General features: G+C 69.2%; 21 protein-coding genes. 3 read left to right on the top strand and 18 right to left on the bottom strand.

All coding sequences use genetic code 11. The features are described 5' to 3' along the window. Nucleotides 1-96: 96 nt before the first annotated feature. The 3 genes from ACYVBN_RS01925 to ACYVBN_RS01915 form a co-directional block, all read right to left on the bottom strand. A complete protein-coding gene (locus ACYVBN_RS01925) occupies nucleotides 97-1,377 on the bottom strand; it encodes an MFS transporter (protein ID WP_460599060.1) in 1,281 nt (426 codons plus the stop codon). Beyond that, nucleotides 1,374-2,000 (bottom strand): ArsR/SmtB family transcription factor, encoded by a 627-nt coding sequence (locus ACYVBN_RS01920; protein WP_460599059.1) that lies wholly within the window; start codon nucleotides 1,998-2,000, stop codon nucleotides 1,374-1,376. The genes ACYVBN_RS01925 and ACYVBN_RS01920 overlap by 4 nt, the downstream gene beginning before the upstream one ends. A gap of 255 nt (nucleotides 2,001-2,255) precedes the next feature. After that, entirely contained in the window at nucleotides 2,256-3,740 is a 1,485-nt protein-coding gene (locus ACYVBN_RS01915; RefSeq protein WP_440282305.1) for an MFS transporter, read from the bottom strand. A 181-nt stretch (nucleotides 3,741-3,921) separates the two neighbouring features. On the opposite strand from ACYVBN_RS01915, the gene ACYVBN_RS01910 reads away from it, so the two are divergent. After that, nucleotides 3,922-5,247 carry a threonine/serine exporter family protein gene (locus ACYVBN_RS01910; RefSeq protein WP_460599058.1) on the top strand — a complete coding sequence of 442 codons (1,326 nt, stop codon included), beginning with the start codon at nucleotides 3,922-3,924 and terminating at the stop codon, nucleotides 5,245-5,247. Here the strand turns inward: ACYVBN_RS01910 and ACYVBN_RS01905 are convergent. Genes ACYVBN_RS01905 through ACYVBN_RS01895 form a run of 3 tightly spaced genes read right to left on the bottom strand, consistent with a single transcriptional unit; the run spans nucleotide 5,201 to nucleotide 9,360 of the window. Next, the gene (locus ACYVBN_RS01905; protein WP_460599057.1) at nucleotides 5,201-6,577 is read right to left on the bottom strand and encodes a M16 family metallopeptidase; all 1,377 of its coding nucleotides are present in this window, start codon (nucleotides 6,575-6,577) and stop codon (nucleotides 5,201-5,203) included. The genes ACYVBN_RS01910 and ACYVBN_RS01905 overlap by 47 nt on opposite strands. Further along, complete coding sequence (locus ACYVBN_RS01900; RefSeq protein WP_460599056.1) at nucleotides 6,577-7,851, bottom strand: M16 family metallopeptidase; 1,275 nt, start codon at nucleotides 7,849-7,851, stop codon at nucleotides 6,577-6,579. Before ACYVBN_RS01900 ends, ACYVBN_RS01905 begins: the two co-directional genes overlap by 1 nt. 57 nt (nucleotides 7,852-7,908) lie before the next feature. Continuing rightward, a complete protein-coding gene (locus tag ACYVBN_RS01895; RefSeq protein WP_460599055.1) occupies nucleotides 7,909-9,360 on the bottom strand; it encodes an NAD(P)/FAD-dependent oxidoreductase in 1,452 nt (483 codons plus the stop codon). Nucleotides 9,361-9,566: 206 nt separating this feature from the next. On the opposite strand from ACYVBN_RS01895, the gene ACYVBN_RS01890 reads away from it, so the two are divergent. Together ACYVBN_RS01890 and ACYVBN_RS01885 are read left to right on the top strand one after the other, a co-directional pair. Next, entirely contained in the window at nucleotides 9,567-10,361 is a 795-nt protein-coding gene (locus ACYVBN_RS01890) for an FHA domain-containing protein (RefSeq protein ID WP_460599054.1), read from the top strand. Between the two features lie 91 nt (nucleotides 10,362-10,452). Next, nucleotides 10,453-12,990 carry an FHA domain-containing protein gene (locus ACYVBN_RS01885; RefSeq protein ID WP_460599053.1) on the top strand — a complete coding sequence of 846 codons (2,538 nt, stop codon included), beginning with the start codon at nucleotides 10,453-10,455 and terminating at the stop codon, nucleotides 12,988-12,990. Nucleotides 12,991-12,999: 9 nt separating this feature from the next. Here the strand turns inward: ACYVBN_RS01885 and ACYVBN_RS01880 are convergent, their stop codons facing one another. The 12 genes from ACYVBN_RS01880 to ACYVBN_RS01825 form a co-directional block, all read right to left on the bottom strand. After that, the gene (locus tag ACYVBN_RS01880; RefSeq protein WP_440282298.1) at nucleotides 13,000-13,827 is read right to left on the bottom strand and encodes an ABC transporter permease; all 828 of its coding nucleotides are present in this window, start codon (nucleotides 13,825-13,827) and stop codon (nucleotides 13,000-13,002) included. Next, the gene (locus ACYVBN_RS01875; protein WP_460599052.1) at nucleotides 13,824-14,801 is read right to left on the bottom strand and encodes an ABC transporter ATP-binding protein; all 978 of its coding nucleotides are present in this window, start codon (nucleotides 14,799-14,801) and stop codon (nucleotides 13,824-13,826) included. The genes ACYVBN_RS01880 and ACYVBN_RS01875 overlap by 4 nt, the downstream gene beginning before the upstream one ends. After that, nucleotides 14,785-15,927, bottom strand: coding sequence for a LolA family protein (locus tag ACYVBN_RS01870; RefSeq protein ID WP_460599051.1), 1,143 nt, complete (start codon nucleotides 15,925-15,927; stop codon nucleotides 14,785-14,787). The genes ACYVBN_RS01875 and ACYVBN_RS01870 overlap by 17 nt, the downstream gene beginning before the upstream one ends. Before the next feature lie 61 nt (nucleotides 15,928-15,988). Next, nucleotides 15,989-16,501, bottom strand: coding sequence for an SsrA-binding protein SmpB (smpB, locus tag ACYVBN_RS01865; RefSeq protein ID WP_440282295.1), 513 nt, complete (start codon nucleotides 16,499-16,501; stop codon nucleotides 15,989-15,991). A 205-nt stretch (nucleotides 16,502-16,706) separates the two neighbouring features. Beyond that, a complete protein-coding gene (locus ACYVBN_RS01860) occupies nucleotides 16,707-18,011 on the bottom strand; it encodes a peptidoglycan DD-metalloendopeptidase family protein (protein WP_440282294.1) in 1,305 nt (434 codons plus the stop codon). Between the two features lie 10 nt (nucleotides 18,012-18,021). Beyond that, the gene (gene ftsX, locus ACYVBN_RS01855; RefSeq protein WP_460599050.1) at nucleotides 18,022-18,945 is read right to left on the bottom strand and encodes a permease-like cell division protein FtsX; all 924 of its coding nucleotides are present in this window, start codon (nucleotides 18,943-18,945) and stop codon (nucleotides 18,022-18,024) included. 4 nt (nucleotides 18,946-18,949) lie between these two features. Beyond that, the gene (ftsE, locus tag ACYVBN_RS01850; protein WP_460599049.1) at nucleotides 18,950-19,699 is read right to left on the bottom strand and encodes a cell division ATP-binding protein FtsE; all 750 of its coding nucleotides are present in this window, start codon (nucleotides 19,697-19,699) and stop codon (nucleotides 18,950-18,952) included. Between the two features lie 171 nt (nucleotides 19,700-19,870). Further along, a complete protein-coding gene (gene prfB / locus ACYVBN_RS01845) occupies nucleotides 19,871-20,986 on the bottom strand; it encodes a peptide chain release factor 2 (RefSeq protein WP_440282291.1) in 1,116 nt (371 codons plus the stop codon). 149 nt (nucleotides 20,987-21,135) lie between these two features. Beyond that, nucleotides 21,136-21,552, bottom strand: coding sequence for a pilus assembly protein TadG-related protein (locus ACYVBN_RS01840; protein WP_460599048.1), 417 nt, complete (start codon nucleotides 21,550-21,552; stop codon nucleotides 21,136-21,138). 59 nt (nucleotides 21,553-21,611) lie between these two features. Beyond that, complete coding sequence (locus tag ACYVBN_RS01835) at nucleotides 21,612-22,139, bottom strand: pilus assembly protein (protein WP_460599047.1); 528 nt, start codon at nucleotides 22,137-22,139, stop codon at nucleotides 21,612-21,614. Then, nucleotides 22,136-22,552 carry a TadE/TadG family type IV pilus assembly protein gene (locus ACYVBN_RS01830; protein ID WP_460599046.1) on the bottom strand — a complete coding sequence of 139 codons (417 nt, stop codon included), beginning with the start codon at nucleotides 22,550-22,552 and terminating at the stop codon, nucleotides 22,136-22,138. Before ACYVBN_RS01830 ends, ACYVBN_RS01835 begins: the two co-directional genes overlap by 4 nt. A 3-nt stretch (nucleotides 22,553-22,555) precedes the next feature. Beyond that, nucleotides 22,556-22,777: a hypothetical protein gene (locus ACYVBN_RS01825; RefSeq protein ID WP_440282287.1), complete on the bottom strand. Its 222-nt coding sequence runs from the start codon at nucleotides 22,775-22,777 to the stop codon at nucleotides 22,556-22,558.

Raw genomic sequence — 22,777 nt, 5'->3', positions numbered from 1 at the left:
CCGAGCGGACACACAACTACCGAGCGGACACGAAATACCGGCGATCATGCCCGGTATTTCGTGTCCGCTGAGTGTGTTTTGTGTCCGCTCGGTGCATCAGACGGCGAGATCGTGGACCGTGCGGCCGTCCGACAGCGACGCCGTCGCCGGCCGCTTGTCGAACTCGCGGAAGCTCTTGCGCACCAACGGCATCAACGCCACCCAGAAGTACGCCACCCCGACGGTCATCGTCGCCGCCCGCAGGCCGACGAGCGCCGCGAGTCCACCGCCCAGCAGGCCGCCGAACGGGATCAGTGACCAGCACAGCGATGTGTTGAGCGCACTCACCCGGCCCACCAGGTGTCTCGGGATCCGTTCGAAGATCACCGCGCCCAGGATCGGGTTGCAGAATCCGGAGACGAAGCCGACGACGGCCAGCACCGCGGCCATCGCCCACATCGGGGTTTCGAACGCGAAGATCGAGAAGCGCGGTATGCCGGCGACCACGAAGCACAGCGTGTAGATCGGCAGTCGCGGCAGGCGCTCCCCCACCGCCGCTGCGGTCAGCGCACCGAGGATCGACGGCCCGGCCATCACCGCGAGGACCAGTCCGACCGCGCCGGCGCCCTGACCGGTGTCGTGCGCCCAGACCGGCAGCAGCACCGCCGTCCACGCCTGGTCGAGCAGGTTGGTGACCGACACCATCGTGGTGATGCCGACCAGCACCGCATCCCCGCGCAGGAAGTGCCATCCCTCGACCAATTGCTGCCGGTATGACGCCTCTGCCCCAGCCTGTCCCGAAACCTCCTGAGGCCGTTGCGATGTGGCGCTGGGCACTCCGCGCGAGATGAAGGCCGCAGCGACCGCGAACGTCACGGCGTTGACCAGCAACGCCTGCGGTGCGCCGATCATCGCGACGACGGCACCGGCCGCGGCGGCGCCCACAGTGCCGCCCAACCGCTCGATCGCGCCCATCACGCCGGTGACCTGCTCCAACGGCACGGCACCCTGCTCGGCGACCACCGGCACCAATGCCGACTTCGCGCCGTCCGAGGGGCCACGCACCGCACCCATCAGCGCCGAGATCGGCACCAGCCAGACAAGCTGCAGCATCCCGGCCCACTGCAGCAGCGGAATCGCCCCGACGATCAGCACGCTGCACGAATCAGACGTCACCGCAACGGCTTTCGCGCCGATGCGGTCCACGATGGGGCCGCCCAGGGCCTTGGCCACGACATACGGCAGCATCTCGGCGAAGCCGACCACTCCGGTCCAGACCGCGGAGCCGGTCATCGTCAGCACCAGCCACGGCACCGCGATCTGGGACAGCCGGGTGCCCGAGATCGAGAACGCCTCGGCCACCGCGAGCGCAGCGAACGGCTTGCGGCTGCCGGTCATCGCGACCCACCGTCGTCGTCGTGGTGCGCAAGCGCACCCGGGCGCGGGAAGGAGTGGAACTGGAAGACGAACGGGACCGCGTCGGCGGGGGCGTCCTGTCGGTCCGGCGACTGCTTGAGCATCTCGGTCATGATCGCCTGGACCGCCTCCTTGACCCGGCGGACCTGGTCCGGGGTCAGGTAGAGGTTCCAGTCGCTGGCGCCCGCCAGGTCGGCCCACTCCTTGGGCAGCTCGGGCGTCTCCGCCGCGGCCTGCACGATCTGCTGGGCGGCCTGTTGCGCCACGACGCCGTGGTAGGCGCCCAGCAGCACGTCGTGCTCCTCGGCGTCGGCGACGTCCGAGGGTGCTGTCTCGGTCGACTCGTGCGCAGCCTTCCACCAGCGATCGCGCTTGGTCCCGCGCGCGGTGTCCTCGACCACCAGTCCCGCCTCGGCGAGTTGGCGCAGGTGGTAGCTGGTGGCGCCGGAGTTCAGCCCCAGCTGCGCCGCCAGTGACGAGGCCGTCGCCGGGCCGTCCAGTCGGAGCCGGGTCAGCATGGTCAGCCGGACCGGATGCGCCATCGCCTTGAGCTGGTCCAGATCCGGGCGCACGCGGTTGATCTCACGTCGTCCGCCTGTCGCCATACGGCGAAGGTACACCGCAAAGAAGTATTTGCAAAGATATCTTTGCGATCTTGCCGCTGCCCTTCCCACCCCGCCACCGAGCGGACACAAACCGCATCGAGCGGACACGAAATACGGGCCGCAGGGGCCCGTATTTCGTGTCCGCTCGGCGGTTTTGTGTCCGCTCGGTTGGGGATGCTGCTGGTTGCTCGGTCGGTCGGTCGGTCGAGTGGTTCGTCAGGCGGTTGGTCGGTCGGGCGCCGGCCGCCGGGCGCGCTACTCGGGGCGGACCGACGTGCCGGGCGCTGCGTGGCCGCGCGCGTCGGCGAGCTTCTTGCGCAGCGAGCGCACCACGTCGCGTGCCTCCTCCCGGGTGGCCGCGGCGGGCGGCGAGCCCCACATCTTGCGGCCATTGGGCTCGGCCAGGAACAGCACCGAGACCACGCCGATCGCGCCGGCGATGATCAGGTAGTAGGCCGGCCAGTTCAGGTCCCCCGTGAGCGTGACCAGCGCCCCGACGACCACCGAGGTCGTGCCGGCGAACAGCGAGATGGACACGTTGAACGCGATCGACAACCCGCCACCGCGCACCTTCGTCGGGAAGAGCGTCGGCAGCGTCGAGGGCATGGTGGAGGAGAAGCAGATCAACAGCATCGCCATGATCAGCAGACCCGCGAAGACGCCCACGGTCGTCTGCGAGCGCACCAACGCGATCATCGGCAGCGCGAGCACGATGAGCCCGATCGCGCCGACCCAGCAGATCGGCTTGCGGCCCACCCGGTCCGAGAGCATGCCCAGCAGCGGGATCGTGAACAGTGCCAGCACCATGACCGCGATCTGGATGATCTGCGAGGTGGTGTCGGAGACCTGGCCCTCGCCGGACGGCAGGGTGTCGGTCACGTAGGTCGGCATGTATGACGTCAGCATGTAGTTGGTGACGTTCCAGACGAGCACCAGCCCCATGCAGACCAGCATGTAGGGCCACAGACGCAGGATGCGGCGCAGCTCGCCGCCGGACTGCTCCTTCTTGTTCTCCTTCTCCCGCTCTTCGGACTGCTTCTCCAGCTCCAGGTATGCCGGGGTGTCGGCCAGTTTGGTGCGCAGGTAGACACCGACCAGGCCCAACGGGAGACCGACGAAGAAGGGGATGCGCCAGCCCCAGGACAACAACTGGTCGTGCGACAGCACGCCGTCCATGACGGTCACCATGATCGCGCCGAAGAGGTAGCCGGTGAAGGTGCCGAACTCCAGCCAGCTGCCCCAGAAGCCGCGCTTGCGGTCGGGGGCGTATTCGGCGATGAAGGTCATCGCATTGCCGTATTCACCGCCGGTGGAGAAGCCCTGCACCAGCCGGGCCAGCAGCAACAACAACGGCGCCAGGATGCCGATCGAGCTGCGGCTGGGGATGCAGCCGATGGCGAAGGTACCCAGCGCCATCAGCACCATCGTCATCGCCAGCACCTTGTTGCGGCCGATCCGGTCCGCCAGCGGCCCGAAGAACATGCCACCGAAGGGGCGGACGAGGAATGCCACCGCGAAGAGCCCGAAGGTCGCGATGGTGCCCGCCGCGTCGCTCAGGCCGTCGAAGAAGACCTCCTTGATGGTCGGCTCGAAGTAGGCGTAGACGCCGAAGTCGTACCACTCCGTGACGTTGCCGATCGCGGCCGCGCCGATCGCTCTGCGGATGATCCCGGGCTCGGTGACGACGACGTCACTGACCGCCCAATCCTGCGGCTGCTCAGTCGGTTCCAACGTCTGCACGGATGGACTCAGCTCCTTGTCGAATACGGGTGGACAACCCTTCGACGTTTTCAAGAGTCACCGGCCGAGTCAACTTCGGACGGCTCCTGCCACCGTACGATGACGCGAAAGGACCCGACAGATCCCAGCTATCCCAGGGTGACCCGACGGCCTCTCGTGCCATCGGTCACACTTACTGGCGATGACCTCTGACGACACCTATCCCACCCTCGATCTGGCCCTGCGTGTCGGTGAGCTGTTGCTCTCGTCCGGTGCCGGCGCGGCCGATGTGAGCGTGCAGATGCAGAACGTCTGCATCGCTTGCGGGCTGCGCGGAGTGAGTGCCAGCGTCACCTTCACCGAGCTGCAGCTGACCCACCAGCAGTCCCCCGACGACCCCGGCCTGATCCAGGTGCGCAACGTCACCCAACGCGAGATCGACTACGAGGACCTGACCCGCGTCGACTGGCTGGTGCGCGACCTGGTGTCCGGCCGGATCGACCGCGAGGAGGCTCGTGCGGCGCTGGCCCAGATCGTCTCCTCCGGTCACGAGCGCTCCCGTCGTGTGGTGACGCTCGGCTGGGGCGTGATGGGTCTGGGAGTCGGCCTGCTGCTCGGCGCACGCCCCATCGTCATCGCCGCGGCCTTCTTCGGCTCCATGGGCATCGACGTCATCCAGCGCTACCTGAGCCGGCAGCGGCTCCCGACCTTCTACCAGCAGGTCGCCGGCGGCCTCTTCGCCACCCTGCTGGCCGTGTTCGTCATCGCCACCGGCCTGAGCGAGCATCCCAGCCGGATCGTCAGCGCCGGCATCATCCTGCTGCTGGCCGGGGTGAGTTATATGGGTGCGGTGCAGGACGCCCTCACCGGTTTCCCGTTGACCGCGGCAGCACGATCGCTCGAGGCCACGCTGGCGACTGCGGGAGTCATCGCCGGCGTCAGCGGCGGTCTGACGATCGCGACCGCGGTCGGGGTGAAGCTGGTGAACCTGACGCCCGGGGCGAGCGCCTACCCCTCGTTGCCGCAGATGGCGATCGGCGGCGCGATCACCTCCGCTGCGTTCGCGTTCTCGTCCTACGCGCCCGCCCGGGCACTGTTGCCCACCGGCGTCCTCGGCCTGGTGTCGGCGTCGGCGTTCATCCTCGCCTACCGTGCGGGCCTCGGCGTCTCGTGGCCCTCGGCGATCGCCGCGGTCCTGGTCGGTCTGGTCAGTTACACCATCGCCGCGCGCATCAAGGTGCCGACGCTGGTGCTCGTGGTGGCCGGGGTCGTTCCCCTGCTGCCCGGTCTGTCGATCTACCGCGGCCTGGCGCACCTGTCCGCCGACGAACCCGGCGGCCTGGTCGAGCTGATCAACGCCTCGGTCATCCTGCTCGCCCTGGCCGCCGGCGTGATCTTCGGGGAATACGTCGCGCAGCCGCTGCGCCGGGAGGGCCGCCGCCTCGAGCAGCGACTCTCCGGTCCGCGCCTGGTGGGGCCGCTCACCGTCCGGTCGGCGCGTCGGCGGAAGCGGGCTGCACAACGGTGACCTCACCGATGCCGAGCTCGCGGATCCCGTCGGCGTGCGCGTCGGCGTCGCCGACCAGCACGATCGTGCGGGGTTCGTCGGCCCACTTCGCCCACGCCGCGTCCAGGTCGGCCGGGGTGAGCGTCGCCAGCTGCTCCAGGTATGCCGAGACGAATTCGGTTCCCAGGCCATTGGATCGGAGCACCGCGGCCTCGTCGGCGACGGCGTCCGCGGTGGCGTAGCGCGCCGGCGCCGTCTTGCCGATGAAGTCGGTCGCCGCGCGTGTCTCCTCGTCGGTGAAACCGCTACGGGCCTCGTCGAGGATCTCCAGCGTCAGGCGCATCGCCTCCACCGTCACGTCGCTGCGGACCGAGCCGGAGACCAGGAACACCCCGCCCTCGACGCGGGGACGGAACGCCGCCCGGAACCCGTAGGTGTAACCCTTGTCCTCGCGCAGCACCGCGTCCAGCCGGGCGTTCGGCGATCCGCCGAGCACGAAACTGAGTGCCGGGTATGGCGCCCAGCCACCTGCCACCTGCCGGTCGGGTCCGTAGGACCCGAGGTAGATCTCGGTCTGCACCGCACCCGGCCGGTGCACGAACCGCACCCGAGTCTGCCCCTGCGCAACCAGGGCAGCAGGCGAATCGTCTTGCGGCGCAGCGCCTTCCACCTGCCAGGTGCCCAGCGTCGCCTGCAGGTCGCGCAGTGTCTGGCCCTCGTCCAGCTCACCGGCGACCACGACCGTCGCTCCCTCGGGCCGGACCCACCGTGCGTGGAACGTGGCGCAGTCCTCGGGGGTGATCGCCGCCACGGTGTCGGCGGTGCCGCCGGCGGGCCGCGCGGCGCGCGACCGCTGATCGTAGAAGTTGGCCGCCCACTCCTTGGCGGCACGCATGTCCGGGGAGGCATCCTCGTGCTCGATCTCGGCCAGTCGCTGCCGCGCATGCCGGGCGACCTCTTCCTGCGGGAATGCCGGCTCGCGCAAGCACTCGGTGACCAACTCCCAGCCACGCGCCGATTGCGCTGCGGCGGAATCGGTTTCGACGGTGAGACCGCGTGCGCCATACCCCGCGCCATAGGCGATGCCACCCAGCTCGAACAGCTCGGCCATCTGGTCGGCGGTGTGACTACGCGTGCCCTCGTCCATCGTGCGCGCGACCAGGGTGGCGACGCCTTCGAGCCCGCGGGGTTCGACCGCGATCGGTGACGGGACGATCAGCCGGGTCGAGGTGATGTGCTGGCCGGGCCGGTCGTAGAGCAGCACCTCGATGCCGTTGTCGAGCAGGTGCCGGCTGGCGGCCGGGAACTGCCAGGGCCGGGCGACGGGCACGGCGGGTCGCGGTTGCACCATCAGTGCTGCTCCTTGCGGTAGATCACGGCGGCGGCCGCCTCGGGCCGGATCCAGGTGGCGGCGCTCTCGGCGACCTCCGATGCGGTCACCGCCCTGATCCGGTCCAGATAGGTGTTGAGATGGTCGGGGTCGTCATACAGCAGGGTGTTGCCGCTGATGACGTCGGCGCGCTCATCGGGCTGTGCCAGGCTCTGCAGCCACCAGCGCTCGACGTCCGCGAGCGCCGCGGCCAGTTCGGTGTCGGTGGGCGGTTCCGTGGCCAGGCGGCGCAACTCGGCGCCGATGGCACCCTCCACCTCCTCGACCGGCACCCCGTCGGCGATGTCGACGATGAGCGCTCCCATCGACGTCCCGTCGACCCGGGCCCCGGCGTTGCGGGACACGTGCGTGACGATCTGATCCCGGCGCACCAGTCGCCGGTAGAGCCTCGAGGTGGCCAGTCCGGCCAGCAGGTCGAAGGCCAGCTCGGCGCGGAGGAAGTCGTCGGTGCCGCCCGCGGGCAGCCGGAAGCCGAGATAGAGGCGGTCGGAGGGCACGTCGCCGGTGCGTTCGAAACGGCCCGGCTCAGCCATCGGCGGCAGCGGCGCGGCGAGCGGACGCGGTGGCGGCACCTGCGGGTTGGTCAGTTCACCGAAATACTTTGTCACCAGGTCGAATCCGTCGTCCGGCTCGATGTCGCCGACGAGTGTGAGCACGGTGTTGTTCGGCCGGTAGTGACGGCTGTAGAAGTCGCGCACGTCGGTCAGCGATGCCGCATCCAGGTCGTCCATCGAGCCGATGGTCGTGTGGTGGTAGGGGTGTCCCTCGGGGAAGACGAGCGCGGTCAGCTCGGCATACGCGGTGCCGTAGGGCACGTTGTCGTAGCGCTGGCGCTTCTCCTCCTTGACCACGTCGCGCTGGTTGTCCAGGTTGTCCTGGGTCAGTGCCGGCAGCAGCCGCCCGTGCCGATCGGCCTCCAGCCACAGCGCGAGCTCCAGGGCACCGGTGGGCACCACCTCGAAGTAGTTGGTGCGGTCCACCCAGGTGGTCGCGTTCAGTTGGGCGCCCTGCGCCAGCAGCGCGGCGAAGTGCTCACCCTCGGCGACGTTCTCCGACCCCTGGAACATCAGGTGCTCGAACAGGTGCGCCAAGCCGGTGCGGCCGGGTTGCTCGTGCCGGGAGCCGACGCCGACCCACAGATTGACCGCCACGGTCGGCACCGAATGATCCGGCGAGACCACCACTCGCAGACCGTTGTCGAGGCGGTGGGTGGCGATCGGGTAATGAGGCCGCATGTCGGCACACACTACGGACCTGCTCCCGTAGCGCTCGTCCGGGGAGTCCGGCGCCGGTCAGGAGGTGGTGTCGTCGCCCTTGCGCGCACGCTCGGGCAGCGGTCGTCCGACGCCCAGCTCGACCCGCGGGTTGAAGTCGTCGCCGAGCTGCTGCAGGGCGAGGCGGGCGAAGATCTGCTGCTCGGTCGCGGTCCGCTCGCCCCGCGAGCGGCCGAGGAAGGACACCGCCCAGTGGAAGAAGGTGGTGATCTGGCTCTTGAAGCCGATGATGTACCACAGGTGCACGGCCAGCCACATGACCCAGGCGAGGAAGCCGGACAGCCGTAGCTTGCCGACGCTGGCGACCGCGCTAAACCGGGAGATGGTGGCCATCGAGCCCTTGTCGAAGTAGTGGAAGTGCGCGTCGGTGGCCTCGCCCTTGAGCCGGTGCACGATCTGTTTCGCGGCGAACTTCCCGCCCTGTATGGCGACCTGTGCGACACCGGGCAGGTTGTCCAGCGAGATCATGTCCCCGACGACATACACCTCGGGGTGGCCGGGCAGCGTGAGGTCGGGGTTGACGCTGATGCGTCCGGCCTTGTCGAGGTCGGCGCCGGTCTGCTCACTGAGAGTCTTGCCCAGACCGCTGGCCTGCACACCGGCCGCCCAGACCTTGGTGAGCGCCGGCACACGCTCGGTGCTGCCGTCCGGTGAGCGGTATTCGATGCCCTCGGCGTCGACGTCGGTGACCATCGCGTTGAGCCGGACGTCCACGCCGAGCTCGGTCAGTCGCTGCTTGGCCTTCTTGCCGAGCCGCGAGCCGAAACTGCCCAGCACCTTGTCGGCACCATCCAGCAGGATGACGTGCGCCTCCTCCGAGGCGATGTGCCGGAAGTCGCGTGGCAGGGTGCGCCGGGACAGCTCGGCGATCTGGCCGGCCATCTCGACGCCGGTCGGGCCGGCGCCCACCACGACGAAGGTCATCAACCGCTCCAGGTCCTGCTCGCGCCCAGAGGCGGCGGCCAGCTCGGCGAGTTCGAAGGCGCCGAAGATCCGTGCCCGCAGCTCCAGGGCATCGTCGATGCTCTTCATGCCCGGGGCGAACTCGGCGAACTGGTCGTTGCCGAAGTAGGACTGACCGGCGCCGGCGGCGACGATCAACGAGTCGTAGTCATAGGTCGTCTCGACGGTGAGCGCGGTGGCCGTCACCGTGTGCGCCTCGAGATCGATGTCGTGGACCGTCCCGAAGGCGACCTCGACGTTCTTCTGCTTGGCCAGCACCTCACGGGTCGTCGGGGCGATCAGGCCCTCGGACAGGATCCCGGTCGCGACCTGGTAGAGCAGCGGCTGGAAGAGGTGATAGGCGGTCGAGGAGATCACCGTCACGTCGACGTCCTCGCCGGCGAACTTGCGAGCGGCGAAGAGACCACCGAAGCCCGAGCCGATGATGACCACCCGGTGCCGATCGGTCGGCAGGTGTCCATGAGCGGGGCGTGGGGTGTCCTGCGGGGTGTTGGCGGAGACGGTCATCAGCACCTGCCTTTGTCGATGAGTTGCGGCGAGACGTCGAGAGGCTGCGACGAAACGAACTGCGACGGGTCGTGTGGATGGCTCCTACCCGCAAGGTTAGTGGAGGCAAACCGGTCGGTGGTCGCCCCGGGTTACGCTGGGCGCCAGTGCGCGTGGCGTCCGTTCGGCCGCGCTCCCCCGCAGATGTCGCTTGTATGGAGGCTTCGATGAGCAACCCGCACGACCCTTCGCAGCCGGACCAGGGCCAGCAGCAGTGGGGTCAGCCTGCCCAGTCGCAGCCCGCCCGGATCGACTGGCAGTCCGGCCCGGCGCGGCCGGATCAGGCGCCCTGGCAGGGTCCGGCGGCATTCGCCCCGCCGGCGTCGCCGCAGCAGGAGTCAACGCGGCAGCAGTCAACGCGGCAGGAGTCACCACAGCAGGAGTCACCGGAGGCTCCCCAGCAGTTCACGCCGCCTCCCGGGCACGACCAGCCGTGGGTCTCCGCCGGCACCGCACAGACCGCGCAGGAGGTGGCCGAGCACTGGCAGTCATCGCGGGAGGCCGCGCAGGGCGCGCCGCCCGCGCCATACCCGGCGCCGAGCGCACCGGTCGCCGAGCACTTCCAGCCGCCGGCGCCCGACCAGCAGGCACCGCAGCAGCAGTGGCCGTCGTATGACGCCCCGGCAGCCCCCGCATCCCCGGCACAGCAGGGCGGGCCGATCAACGAGGCCGCCACGGTCACGACGCCGGGGGTGGAGGAGCCGGCGGATCAGGAGCCCGAGGCGCTCACGATCGGCCGCGGTCGCGGCAACTCGATCGTGCTGGACGACATGCTGGTGTCCCGGCAGCACGTGCGGATCACCGCCGACGCCGACGGGCTCGTCCTGGAAGATCTCGGCAGCCGCAACGGAACCTACGTCAACGGGCGGCGCGTCGAACGCACGCACCTGTCCGAGGGTGACCGCATCGGCATCGGCGCGGCCACGTTCGAGGTCCGCGACGGCTGGCTCCTCAACGTCTGAGCGACGCGGCGTCCGGCGGGCCGGATCTCGGTAGGGTGCAGCCCGGGAAGGGACGCAGCAGCGCTGCGCCGCATCGACATATATGGGGGCAGTGGCCATCGCTACCAACTTCTCCGTCAGCGTCACCTGCGAGGGGCGCACCGTCACAGTGGGCGCGGGCCGCACCGTCGTGGTCGGCCGCGGCCTCGACTGCGACCTGGTGATCACCGACGCCCTCGCGTCGCGACGCCACGCAGAGTTGCACCTGGACGGCACCCAGCTGACCGTCACCGACCTCGGCAGCTCCAACGGCACCTTCCTGGACGGTGCACGGATCAGTGCCCCCGCGCCGGTCGGGCCGGGCAGCATCCTGCGCATCGGCGGTGCCGCCGGACCGCAACTGCAGTTCGCCGCGACACCGGCCCGCGCGGCCGTCCGGACCCCGCAGCCGGCCACCGCCGCCGTGTCGCCCGGTCAGCTGCCCGCCGCCGCCCGGGCGCGCTTGGCGAGCCAGCCGCTCCCGACCAGGGTCACGAAACAGCGGGTGGCGTTGCCGTCGTCGCCGAGCAACACCGGCGTGGTCTTCGAGCGCTACTCGTTGCCGAGCGGCCCGCTCGAGCAGCGCGCGCCGCTGGACCGGTCCGGCCATGCCACGGTCACCGGCTCGACACCGCAGGTGATGCCGGTCGACGCCGGCCCGGCGAGTGGCCGCGGCGGCGCGATCACCATCGGGCGCGGCCTGGAGAACCAGATCGTCGTGGACGATCTGCTCGCCTCCCGCCAGCACGCTCGACTGGTCTCCGCGCGCGGCGGGTATGACGTGCAGGACCTCGGCAGCCGGAACGGCACCTATGTCAACGGCCAGCGCATCATGGCCGCCCATCTCGGGGAAGGCGATCTGCTGGCGGTCGGCCACTCCCGCTTCACGGTCCGCCAGGGGCAGTTGGTCGCCAGCGTCGACGAGGGCGACGTCAACTTCGTCGCCAACCACCTCAGCTTCACCCTGCCCGACGGCAAGAAGCTGCTGGACGACGTGTCGTTCGCGCTCGAGGGCTCCAGCCTGCTGGCGATCATCGGCCCGTCCGGTGCGGGCAAGTCGACCATGCTGAAGGCGCTGATCGGTTCGCAGCCGGCGACCGAGGGCGAGGTCTACTACGACGGCCGGGACCTCTACCAGAACTTCCAGGACCTGCGGCACCGCATCGGCGTCGTCCCCCAGGACGATGTGGTGCACCGGCAACTGACCGTGCAACAGGCGCTGCGTTTCGCCGCCGAGCTGCGCTTCCCCGACGACCTGCCGGCCGAGCTGCGTGAGCGGCGGGTCGATGAGGTGATGGACGAACTCGGGTTGACCGCGCACGCCCACACCAGGGTCGACAAGCTGTCCGGCGGCCAGCGCAAGCGCACCTCCGTCGCGCTGGAGCTGCTGACCCAGCCGTCCCTGCTCTTCCTCGACGAACCGACCTCCGGGCTCGACCCGGGGTTGGACAAACAGGTGATGCAGACGCTGCGGCAACTGGCCGACGGCGGCCGCACGGTCGGCGTGATCACACACAGCGTCGCCAACCTCAACGTCTGCGACAAGGTGCTGCTGCTGGCGCCGGGCGGCAAGGTCGCCTACTTCGGCCCGCCCAACGAGCTGCTGTCCTTCTTCGGCGCGGTCGACTTCGCCGACGTGTTCACCTCCGTCACCGCCGACCCGGACGGTGCCCAGCGGCGCTTCAAGGAGTCGCCGCTGGAGGACGAACAGGTCGAGGGACCGCTGCGCGCGCCGCGCCGGGAGCCGCCGCCGCTGGAGAAGCCGCCGCGGCAGCAGAGCATCCCCTCCCAGTTGTCCACCCTGGCCCGGCGGCACGTCCGCGTCATACTCGCCGACCGTGGTTACTCGGCGTTCATGCTGGTGCTGCCGATCGCGTTGGCGCTGGTCGCGATGCTGGTGCCGGGCGACTTCGGCCTGCAGCAGCAGCCGCCGATCGGCAAGGGTCCCGACCAGGTGCCCTTCCACACCACCGAGCCGTTGCAACTGCTGGTCTTCCTGATCATCGGTGCGGTGTTCATGGGCACCGCGGCGACCATCCGGGAGCTGGTCGGTGAGCGGGCGATCTATCACCGGGAGAAGGCGGTCGGGCTGTCGCCGCAGGCCTACCTGGCCGGCAAGCTGACCATCTTCGGCGTGCTGACCCTGCTGCAGTCGATCCTGATGGTCGCCCTGGTGAGCATCCGCAAGCCGATGCCGGACAGCGCGGTGCTGCTCGGCTCGCCGATGGTGGAGATCATCGTGGCGTGCTGGCTGACGGCGTTCGCCGCGGCTTCGCTCGGCCTGCTGCTGTCGAGTGTGGTGATGACCTCCGAGCAGGCCATGCCGGCCTTGGTCATCTCGATCATGGCGCAGTTGGCGTTGTGCGGCGGGCTCTTCCCGGTGGGCGGGCGAGTCGGGCTGGAGCAGTTCTCCTGGCTGACGCCGGCCCGTTGGGGGTATGCCGCCTCCGCCGCGACGACCGACGTCCGCAACATCCTGGCCTCGCAGACCGATCCGCTGTGGAAGCATTCCTCCGGCGTGTTCGTGCTCGAGATCGTGATGCTGCTGGTGCTGGCCGCCGGGTATGCCGCGATCACGCAGTGGCGGCTGGCCCGCAAGGTCGTCGACTGAGCCGAGCCGTCAACTGGTGATGTCCTTGCCGTCGAAGCGGGCCCAGGCGGCCAGCAGGAACACCACGGCATAACCCAGCGCGAGCAGCAGACCGTCGCGGATCCCGCTGAAGTCGGGCGGATTGCGCATCAACTCGGCGAACGCCGTCCAACGATGGACCAGCAGCCAGGGGTGCAGCCAGGCGATCTGCGGGATGGCGTCCAGCACCCACATGGTCGCTGTGACGATCATGACCGCGACCGTGGCGGCGATGGGCTGCTCGGTGAGGGTGGACAGGAAGAGGCCGAGGGCGCCGAGCGCGCAGAGCCCGACCGCGACATACAGGGCGGAGATGAGCAGCCGCCACAGGCCGATGCCGAGCGAGATCCGGTCACCGGACAGCGTGGTGAGCGGTCCGGTGCCGAACAGCAGCACGCCGACGAGGGCGCTCACGATCGTCACGGTCAACGCGGCGATGAACGAACCCGCAACGATGCCAAGGTATTTGACCACCAGCACCCGGGTCCTGCCGGCGGGGACCGTCAGCAGATAGCGCAGGGTGCCGGCGTGCGCCTCACCGGCGATCGCGTCACCGGAGACCATGGCTATCGCCAGCGGGAAGAAGAGCGTCAGCTCGAAGGTGAGCGCGGCGAAGGCCAGGAAGACTCCGTTGCCGACGATGTCGTCCACGAAGCTGGGCGGCCCTCCCCCGCGCGGGTTGCTCTCGGTGAGCCGGACCGCGACGCCGAGACAGATCGGCATGGCGGCCAGGACGAGCAACCCGGCCTGGTTGCGGCGCCGCCCCATGATGAGGCGCAGCTCGGAGCCGAAGAAACGCAGTAGCGGGGTGTGGGTCATGCGCGCACCTCGAAGCCCTCGCCGGTGAGTGACACGTAGAGATCCTCCAGGCTGGGCCGGTCGATGGCGAATCGGCGCAACCGGACACCGGCAGCGCCGAGCGCCGCCGAAAGGTCTTCTGCGGGTTGACCTTCGGGTATGCCGGTGACGACCTCGCCGGTCGCGTGCAGGCCGGCGACCCCGAGGCCGTCCAGCACCTGCAGCGCCTGCCGGGCGTCCGGAGTGTGCACCACCAGCTGCGCGGTCTGGGTGGCGCGCAGCTCCTCGATGCTGCCCTGCGCGACGAGCCGCCCGGCGCGCATGACACCGATGTGCGAGCAGATCTGTTGGATCTCGGCCAGTAGATGGCTGGAGATCAGGACCGTGATGCCGTCCGCGGCGAGACTGCCGACCAGGTGACGGACCTCCCGGGTGCCTTGCGGGTCGAGTCCGTTGGTCGGCTCGTCGAGGACCAGCAGGTCGCGCGGTGTCAACAGCGCCGCGGCGATCGCCAGGCGCTGCTTCATGCCCAGTGAGTAGGCCCGGAACCTTTTGTCCGCAGCCGGTTTCAGCCCGACTCGGTCCAGCGCGTCCTCGATGCGCTGCCGACTCGTGGCCGCATCGGACCGGGCGTCGGCTGCGTCGAGGCGACGCAGGTTGGCCCGGCCGGACAGGTGCGAGTGGAAGGCCGGGCCTTCGATGAGCGAGCCCACGCGGTGCAGCGCCGTGGTCAGGTGGGCGGGCATCGGATGGCCGAGGATCTCGTGGCCGCCACCGGTGGGTGCGACCAGGCCGAGGAGCATCCGGATCGTGGTCGTCTTGCCTGAGCCGTTCGGTCCGAGGAAGCCGTAGACGCTGCCGGCCGGGACCCGCAGGTCGATGCCGTCCACCGCTCGCTGCGAGCCGAAAACCTTCGTCAGCCCGTGGGTTTCGACGGCATACGACTCGTTCGGCAGAGTGCCGGGCGCGGCAGACGGGTCAGCCGAGGGCGGCATACAAGGTGGCCGGTTGGACCGCACCGACGGCGAACCGTCCGTCATCGGTGATGACCGCGCTGAAGAGTGCCGTGTCGAGCAGGTGCCCACGGCCCCAGCTGCCGGAGACCTCGGGCAACAGCTTCAACGCGCTCTGCAGGCTCTGATCCTTGGTGTCTGCAGTCGACTTCGCCGGGATCGTGCCCACCAGCACCGACGACCAGCCCGTGCCGACGACGTGCGGCAATGCGGTGGCCGCAGGCTTGCGCAGCGCCGGGTGCCGCACCGTGTGCGGCGCGGCCATCAGCGACTTCGGCGTGGTCACCTTCGCGCCCGGCGGCGGGGTGAAGTCGAAACGGCTCGCGGGTGGGGCGGTGAAGCTGATGGAGCTGAAGCCGACGTTGATCGCCGGTTTGCCGGCGCCGCGGGCGAAGACCTCGGCGCGCAGCGGGATGTGGTGGCGGGCATCGATCGCGATCCGGATCGAACCGATCTTGGTGGCGGCGGTCTTCGGCCGCAGCACCAGCTCGTATGCCGCCTGCCCGGCGACCCGGTCGTTGCTGGTGGTGCTGACCGCAGTGGTCGGGTCGAGCATCGTGAGCACCCAGCGGGCGACGCCCTCCGGGGTGCGCAGCTGCGCAGCGTTCGGGGTCGAGCTGCCCGGGCGCGTCGCCGGGCCGTGCGGCAGCCCCCTCTTTCCGGCGAGTGGCCCGCCCTTCGGCGGTGCGACGTGCAGCACCGACGTGTCGGCGCTCTGCCAGACCCACAGCCCCTTGTCGTTGGTGATGACATCGGTCTCGGCGGACTCCCCCAGCACCGCGACCCGGCTCTGCCGGCCGCCGTCATACCAAACCTTGGCGGTGTGGGTGCCGCTCAGCAGGGTCATCGGATCCGTCGGGTTGCTGCTGCCCGCGGTCGGCAGCTCGGGCAGCCCGAGCGACATCGTGGCGGTGACGGTGCCGGACAGCGCGACCGGCTGGGCGCGCTGCAGATCGGTCAGCAGCTGCGCGGCGGTGCGCGGCGGCAGGTTGGTGGCGGCTTCGGCGGGCCAGTGCGCGGCGAGCTGGGAGCCGGCGACGATGGTGGCGAGCGCGGCCCCCGGTGCGATCCAGCGCAGCCAGGGACGGCGGCTGTATGGCGCGTTCATTCACCGAGCATAAGTCGCCGGCCTGGGAGAATCATCCCTCCGCAGGATGATCCTGCGTCGGTCAGCGGGCCTGGCTGTGCGCCCGGCGCACTGCGCGCGACATCGCGCGCTCGGCCTCGCGGTTGTCCTGCCGCTCGCGCAGGGCCTGCCGCTTGTCGTACTGCCGCTTGCCCTTGGCCAGCGCGATCTCCACCTTGACCCGGCCGTTCACGAAGTAGAGCGACAGCGGGATCAACGTGTGCCCGGCCTCGTTGCTCTTGCCGAGCAACTTGTCGATCTCGTGCCGGTGCATCAGCAGCTTGCGGCGGCGGCGCGTGGCGTGGTTGGTCCAGTTGCCGTTGATGTATTCGGGGATGTGGACGTTCTCCAGCCACAACTCGCCGTGCCGCTCGTCGGCATACCCGTCGACGAGGGAGGCGCGTCCCATGCGCAGACTCTTCACTTCGGTGCCGGTCAGCACGAGGCCGGCCTCGATGGTGTCCTCGATCAGGTAGTCGTGGCGCGCCTTGCGGTTGCTCGCGACGACCTTCTTGGCCGGCTCGTCCTTGGCGGACTTCTTCGCTTTCTTGGCCATGGATCCAGTCTACGGAGCGGTGGCAACCCGGTTTTGGTCCGGCGGCTTCGCGGCGCGCTTCCCGACTATGCCCATCGCGGGGTATGCCGCGCGATCGGCATACCCCCGGCTCATCGCAGCGTCCCGACTATGCCCATCGCGGCGTATGACGCGCGATCGGCATACTCCCGGGTCGGCGCAACCCGTCGGATCGACAAAACGTCGGCTAGGAGATGTACGGGATCGGGTTGACCCACCGACCGTTCGCCATCACGCCGAAGTGCATGTGACAGCCGGTGGAGCGCCCGGTCGTGCCGGAGTAACCGATCAGTTGTCCCTTGCTGACGTGCTGGCCGGTGTGCACGACCGCGGCCCGCTCGAAGTGCGCGTAGTAGCTGGCGATGTTGGCGCCGCCGATGTACCCGTGGTCGATCAGCACGAAGTTGCCGCCGGCACTGTCCCAGCCGGTGCTGGCCACGGTGCCGCCCCGGGCCGCGTGCACCGGGGTGCCGCACGGGTAGGGGAAGTCGTCACCGGCGTGCAGCATGCTGATGTGCAGCACCGGATTCACCCGCATACCGAAGCCGGAGACGATGGAGCCGATCGCGCCCGGCGCCGCCAGGACGCCGCCTCCGGACGAGCGTGCCACCGGCGGCGTGGCCACGCGGGTCGCCGTCTCGCGCTTGCGCTTGGCCGCCTTCGCGGCGGCGATGTTGCGCTGGCGGATGATCTCCGCCAACCGCGCGGACTCCTGCTTCTGCTTCTTCAGGTTGGCCAATTCGGTCTTCTTCTGCGCGGCGAGGGCATTGCGTTGCTTGGTCTGCGTCTTCTGCAGGGAGACGACGGCGTTGCGCGCGCTGGTCGCCGACTGCTGCGCCTTCTGCGCCGAGGTCTGCGCATTGGTCGCTTTGACGGTCAAGGTGGCGATCCGCCTTCGTGCGGCGCTGAGCCGGTCACCGGCGGCGGTGCCCTTGGCCTGCTCGCTGGCCAGCGTGCTCAGCACGCCACCCTGCTGCCGCATCACCATGTCGGCGACGGACAACTTGGTGGTCACGTCGCCGTGGCTGGTAAGGATGTTCAGCGTCAGCTGCAGATTGCCCAGGCCGCCGGACATGTAGCTCTGCCGGGCGATCCCGCCGACCAGCACCTTCGACTTGGCCTGCGCGGCCTTGTTGGTCTGCAGGGCGTTCTCGTTCTTGCTCTCGTCCGCCTTGGCGATCGCCAGCTCCGAGCGCATGTCGCGCAGGTGGTTGTTGGCCTTGGTGAGCGCGGTGTTGGCCGCGGTGAGCTTGTGCTGGGCCGAGGCGACCTTCTTGTTGGTCTCGACCAGTTGCTTGTTCACCTTGACCAGCGCGGCGGACGTGTCGTCCAGGTTCTGCTGGGCGGCGGCGACCTTGCTGTCGGACTTGCGCTTCTGGTCGTCGACGTCGGCCGATGCCGGAGCGGCGATGACGGTCGCCATGACGGCGACGGCACAGGCCCCGGCGATCAGCCGGCCGCGGGACAGTGGGCTGCGGTGGGTGGACGACATACGTGGCTCCTCAAACCCTCAGATAACGACGCAAGGTGATCCACGCCGTGGCCAGGGCGATCACGATGGCGCCGGCGCACAGCCAGGGCGCGAAGTCCCAGACGTCCCCGGTGCCGATCATGCTGACCAGATTGCCGGTTGATGATCCGCTGCTGTTGAACAGGCCCTCGACGCCGTAATGCACCAGGGCCCAGAGCAGCCCGACCGCGAAGGCGGCGCCGACCAGCGTCGCCAGCAGGATTTCCAGGACGAACGGCAGGTAGATGACGGTCGAGGACGCACCCACCAGCCGCATGATGCTGACCTGCCGTCTGCGTGTGAACGCGACTTGACGGATCGTGGTGGTGATCAACAGGATCGCGCAGATCACCATGACGACCGCGAGCGCGACCGCGCCGACGCTGATCACGTGCAGCAGCTTGAAGAAGGTGCTCAAGACGCTGCTCTGGTCACTGACCGCCTCGACACCGGGCTGGCCCTCGAAGGAGGCGACGATCTCGTTGTACTTGTCCGGGTTGGACAGTTTGACCCGGTATGACGAGGGCATTGCGTCGGCGCTGATGTCCGACAGATAGGGGCTGTTGCGGAACTGCTTCTTGAAGCGGTCGTAGGCCTGCTGCTCGCTCTCGTAGTAGACGTGCTCCACCAGCGGTTTCATGCCGTCCAGCTGGCTCTTGACCTGGTCCTTCTGCGCCTGGGTCGCGGCACCGTCGGCGCACGACTCGGCCTGGGTCGACTGCGGGGTGCAGAAGAAGATGGAGACCTGGACCTTGTCGTACCAGAAGCCCTTGGCCACGCTGACCTCTCGCTGCGCGAGCAACCCCGCGCCGAGGAAGAACAACGAGACCATCGACACGAGCACGACCGAGACGATCATCGAGGCGTTGCGGCGGATGCCGTTGCCGACCTCGCCGAGCAGGAATGTCAGCCGCATCGGATCAGTCCTCGTCCCGCTGCAGGGCCCGGGCCGCGCGTTCGGCCTCCAGCTCGCGCATCCGGGTCTGGTCCGCGGCGTAACCGCCACGCTCCTCGTCGCGGACCAGCACGCCGTCCTTCAGCTCGATCACCCGCTTCTGGAAGACGTCGACGATGCCCTGGTCGTGCGTGGCCATCACGACGGTGGTGTCGGTCTTGTTGATGCGGTCCAGGACCTTCACGATCTCCGCGCTCGTCTCGGGGTCGAGGTTGCCGGTCGGTTCGTCGGCCAGCAGGATCGGTGGCTTCTTGACCACCGCGCGGGCGATCGCCACCCGCTGCTGCTCGCCACCGGACAGCTCGTGGGGCAGCCGGCCCGCCATACCGTCCAGGCCGACGAGGTCGAGAGTCTCCGGCACCAGCTGCTTGATCTGGTGGCGTTTGCTGCCCAGCACCCGCAGCACGAAGGCGACGTTCTGGTAGACCGTCTTGCCCTCCAGCAACCGGAAGTCCTGGAAGACCACGCCGATGTCGCGACGCAGCGTGGGGACCTTGCGGTCCGGCATGGGCACCAGATCGCGCCCGGCGACCAGGATGGAGCCCGCGCTCGGCGTGATCTCGCGGGTCACCAGCCGCATCATGGTGGACTTGCCGGACCCCGACGAGCCGACCACGAAGACGAACTCGCCCCGGTCGATGTCGAGGCTCACGTCGTCGAGCGCTGCGGAACTGCCCGCGGCATACCGCTTGGTGACGTGTTCGAATCGAATCATCTGAGAGGGGAAGCCTTTTCGCAGGGGCAGTTCACTGGCCGCAACACCGTATGCCGCCACCCGCGCGGGATCGGTCAGGCGCGCCCGGGAGTCACAAATTCCTCAGCAGTGCTCAGAGATCTCAGGCTTGTGCACAACCGGCAACGGTCGCCGGTATCGGACCGGTCCGACTCACTCGGCGGCGGATTTCTCCTGGCTGCGCTTCCAGCGGATGCCGGCCTCCATGAAGTCGTCGATGTCGCCGTCGAAGACCGCATCCGTCTTGCCGACCTCGTGCTCGGTGCGCAGGTCCTTGACCATCTGGTAGGGGTGGAGCACGTAGGACCGCATTTGGTCGCCCCAGCTGGCCTTGATGTCGCCGGCGAGCTCCTTCTTCTCCGCGGCCTCCTGCTCGCGACGGATCAGCAGCAGCCGGGACTGCATGACACGCAGGGCGGCGGCACGGTTCTGGATCTGCGACTTCTCGTTCTGCATCGACACGACGGTGCCGGTCGGGATGTGCGTCATCCGGACCGCCGAGTCGGTGGTGTTGACGCTCTGTCCGCCGGGGCCCGAGGAGCGGAAGACGTCGATCTTGAGCTCGTTCTCCGGGATCTCGATGGAGTCGGTCTGCTCGATGAGCGGCACCACCTCGACGGCTGCGAACGACGTCTGGCGGCGGCCCTGGTTGTCGAAGGGGCTGATGCGAACCAGCCGGTGGGTGCCCGCCTCGACCGAGAGGTTGCCGTAGGCGTAGGGGACGTTGACCTCGAAGGTCGCCGACTTGAGGCCTGCCTCCTCGGCATACGAGGTGTCCATGACCTTGGTGGGGTAGCCGTGGCGCTCGGCCCAGCGCAGGTACATGCGCATCAACATCTCGGCGAAGTCGGCGGCGTCCACGCCGCCGGCGCCGGCGCGGATGGTGACCACGGCCTCGCGCTGGTCGTATTCGCCGTTGAGCAGGGTGCGGACCTCCAGCTCACCGACGGCCTTGCGCAGGTCGGTCAGCTCCTTGTCCGCCTCGGCGAGGGTGTCGGCGTCGTTCTCCTCCTGCGCCATCTCGACCAGCACCTCGAGGTCGTCGATGCGCTGGTCCATCGTCTCCACGCGCTCCAACTCGGCGTTCGCCCGGGACAGGCTGCTGGTGACCTGCTGGGCGTGCTCGGGGTCGTCCCACAGGTCGGGCGCGGCGGACTGCTGCTCCAGATCGGCGATCTGGGTGCGCAGGGCGTCGAGGTCGGTCACCCCACGGACGGTGTCCATGGTCGTCCGCAATGCCTTGATCTCGACAGGAAAATCGGTAGCCACAACGTCACAGCGTACGGCGTGAGGTCCGGTATGCCGACGGCGCGGCGGCGCCACCGGCCGCCACGGGCGATCCGGCTCGGTCGCGTGCAGCGGCACGGCGCCGGGCACGGGCTTCCTCGAGGCCTCACCTCACACCGCTCTGATCATCTTCAGTCGACGTGCGCCCTGGCACGGGACTGCACGGTGATGTGCACGTCGCCGAACATGCCCGAAACCACACCACCGAGCAGCGGCGGATGCACCACGGCGGAAACACGCACCACCGCGGTACGGGCATTCTGCGCCCCCGTCCCGTCGGTGACCCGCCAGTCGGTGACATGGGCCGGCCGGTCCTGCCGCGTCAGTGTGCTGGCCGCCGTCTGCTGCACCGAACGGTCCGACAGGGTGAGCTGCGAGCCGAGTCCGCCCTTGTAGAGGCTGGCCTGGTCGGCGGCATCCGCCGCGTCGGCGGCAGCGGCATCGGTAGCGTCCATCACCTGCATCCGCGCCAGTTGTATGGCGGTGACGTCCACCCCGCCCACGATGAGCATCGCCAGGATGCCGAAGAGGCCTGCGATCAGCAGCACGACCCGGCCACCCTCGTCCGCACGCCTGGGCGCCCTGTCCCGCAGGGCCGCGGGCCATCTCATCGTGCCCCGTAGTGGCGGTAGTGGTCCACGACCTCGGCGTGCCGGGAATGCACGTGGATGCTCGAGGGCACCACGCCGCGCAGGAAGTCCGGGATCAACGGCAAGTCGACGTCCAGGTCGGCCACTCCTTCGATGACGGAGTCCGGGCTGAGGCACGGCTGCCTGCTGCACCGCATGCGCACCGATCCCTCGCCGGTGAATCCCTGATCCGCGAAGGACATCGCCGCGGCGGCCTCCGACCGCCGGGCGCCGGCCGCGTCGCTGTCGGCCGTCACGAACATCCGGGACGACTCGCGGGCGGCGGCCGCGACGGCATACGTGCCGGCCTGGAGCCGGGCCAGGGTGATCACCAGGTAGAACACCGGCAGCGTCAGCAGCAACCCGACGACGATGAACTCGATCAGGGCGCTCCCCCGCTCGTCCCCGCCGACCAGCCGGCATCGGAGACGGCGCGCGAGCGCCGTGTCCCGCAGTCCCGATCGCGGCCAGTGCCCTGCCGGTGGCCGGTATGCCGGCATCCTCATCGCTGTGCCTCGGCATATGCGCGGCCGGAGACGGTCAGCGACTGCGACGGTCCGAAGGGGCCGACGATCGGCAGGGGCGCGCGCACGGTCACCTTCACCACTTGCGCGCCGCCCTCGGTCACCGTCGCGGCGGTGACGTTGTCGGCATACCGGTCGGCCAGACTTGCCCGGATCAGTTCGGCGGCGCGTTGTGCGCCCATCGCCGGCGTCGCGTCGGCGCGCGCTCCCAGGCGCGCACCCTCCGTGGCGTTCTCGATCAGCGTGTTGCGCACATAGAGCGAGAAACCAACCTGGAACGCAGCCAGGAAGAACAGCACCACGAGGGCGCCGACGAGCGCGAACTCTGCTGTGGCCGAACCGCTCTCGGTGCCTTGCCGGAGACGGTGCGCGACGCGCGGGCGGGTGGCCCGCACGACCTACTTCTTCCCGGTGACGCCGTTGACGGCGCTGCTGAACAGCGTGGTGAGTGCGTCCTGCGCCGTCGCCCAGAGCACGGTGACCAGGCCGGCGGTCATGATGGTGATGAGCACCCAGCCCGGGACGTCACCGCGTTCGCGTTCAGCGGCGTCGCCGATGCGTTCGTGCAGCGCATGTGCCGCACGTATGGTCCGTGACTGCATCTTCGCGATGACGGTCAT

This window comes from Flexivirga lutea (assembly GCF_054778955.1).
Note: the sequence above shows the minus strand (reverse complement) of the source record. Positions and strands in the feature narration are given on the sequence as shown.

What these genes read in the sequence shown, in the direction of transcription:
- ACYVBN_RS01925 (WP_460599060.1), bottom strand. Translation starts at nt 1,377, where the DNA reads ATGACCGGCAGCCGCAAGCCGTTCGCTGCGCTCGCGGTGGCCGAGGCG.
- ACYVBN_RS01920 (WP_460599059.1), bottom strand. Translation starts at nt 2,000, where the DNA reads ATGGCGACAGGCGGACGACGTGAGATCAACCGCGTGCGCCCGGATCTG.
- ACYVBN_RS01910 (WP_460599058.1), top strand. Translation starts at nt 3,922, where the DNA reads ATGACCTCTGACGACACCTATCCCACCCTCGATCTGGCCCTGCGTGTC.
- ACYVBN_RS01905 (WP_460599057.1), bottom strand. Translation starts at nt 6,577, where the DNA reads ATGGTGCAACCGCGACCCGCCGTGCCCGTCGCCCGGCCCTGGCAGTTC.
- ACYVBN_RS01900 (WP_460599056.1), bottom strand. Translation starts at nt 7,851, where the DNA reads ATGCGGCCTCATTACCCGATCGCCACCCACCGCCTCGACAACGGTCTG.
- ACYVBN_RS01895 (WP_460599055.1), bottom strand. Translation starts at nt 9,360, where the DNA reads ATGACCGTCTCCGCCAACACCCCGCAGGACACCCCACGCCCCGCTCAT.
- ACYVBN_RS01890 (WP_460599054.1), top strand. Translation starts at nt 9,567, where the DNA reads ATGAGCAACCCGCACGACCCTTCGCAGCCGGACCAGGGCCAGCAGCAG.
- ACYVBN_RS01880 (WP_440282298.1), bottom strand. Translation starts at nt 13,827, where the DNA reads ATGACCCACACCCCGCTACTGCGTTTCTTCGGCTCCGAGCTGCGCCTC.
- ACYVBN_RS01875 (WP_460599052.1), bottom strand. Translation starts at nt 14,801, where the DNA reads ATGCCGCCCTCGGCTGACCCGTCTGCCGCGCCCGGCACTCTGCCGAAC.
- ACYVBN_RS01870 (WP_460599051.1), bottom strand. Translation starts at nt 15,927, where the DNA reads ATGAACGCGCCATACAGCCGCCGTCCCTGGCTGCGCTGGATCGCACCG.
- smpB (WP_440282295.1), bottom strand. Translation starts at nt 16,501, where the DNA reads ATGGCCAAGAAAGCGAAGAAGTCCGCCAAGGACGAGCCGGCCAAGAAG.
- ACYVBN_RS01860 (WP_440282294.1), bottom strand. Translation starts at nt 18,011, where the DNA reads ATGTCGTCCACCCACCGCAGCCCACTGTCCCGCGGCCGGCTGATCGCC.
- ftsX (WP_460599050.1), bottom strand. Translation starts at nt 18,945, where the DNA reads ATGCGGCTGACATTCCTGCTCGGCGAGGTCGGCAACGGCATCCGCCGC.
- ftsE (WP_460599049.1), bottom strand. Translation starts at nt 19,699, where the DNA reads ATGATTCGATTCGAACACGTCACCAAGCGGTATGCCGCGGGCAGTTCC.
- ACYVBN_RS01835 (WP_460599047.1), bottom strand. Translation starts at nt 22,139, where the DNA reads ATGAGGATGCCGGCATACCGGCCACCGGCAGGGCACTGGCCGCGATCG.
- ACYVBN_RS01825 (WP_440282287.1), bottom strand. Translation starts at nt 22,777, where the DNA reads ATGACCGTCATCGCGAAGATGCAGTCACGGACCATACGTGCGGCACAT.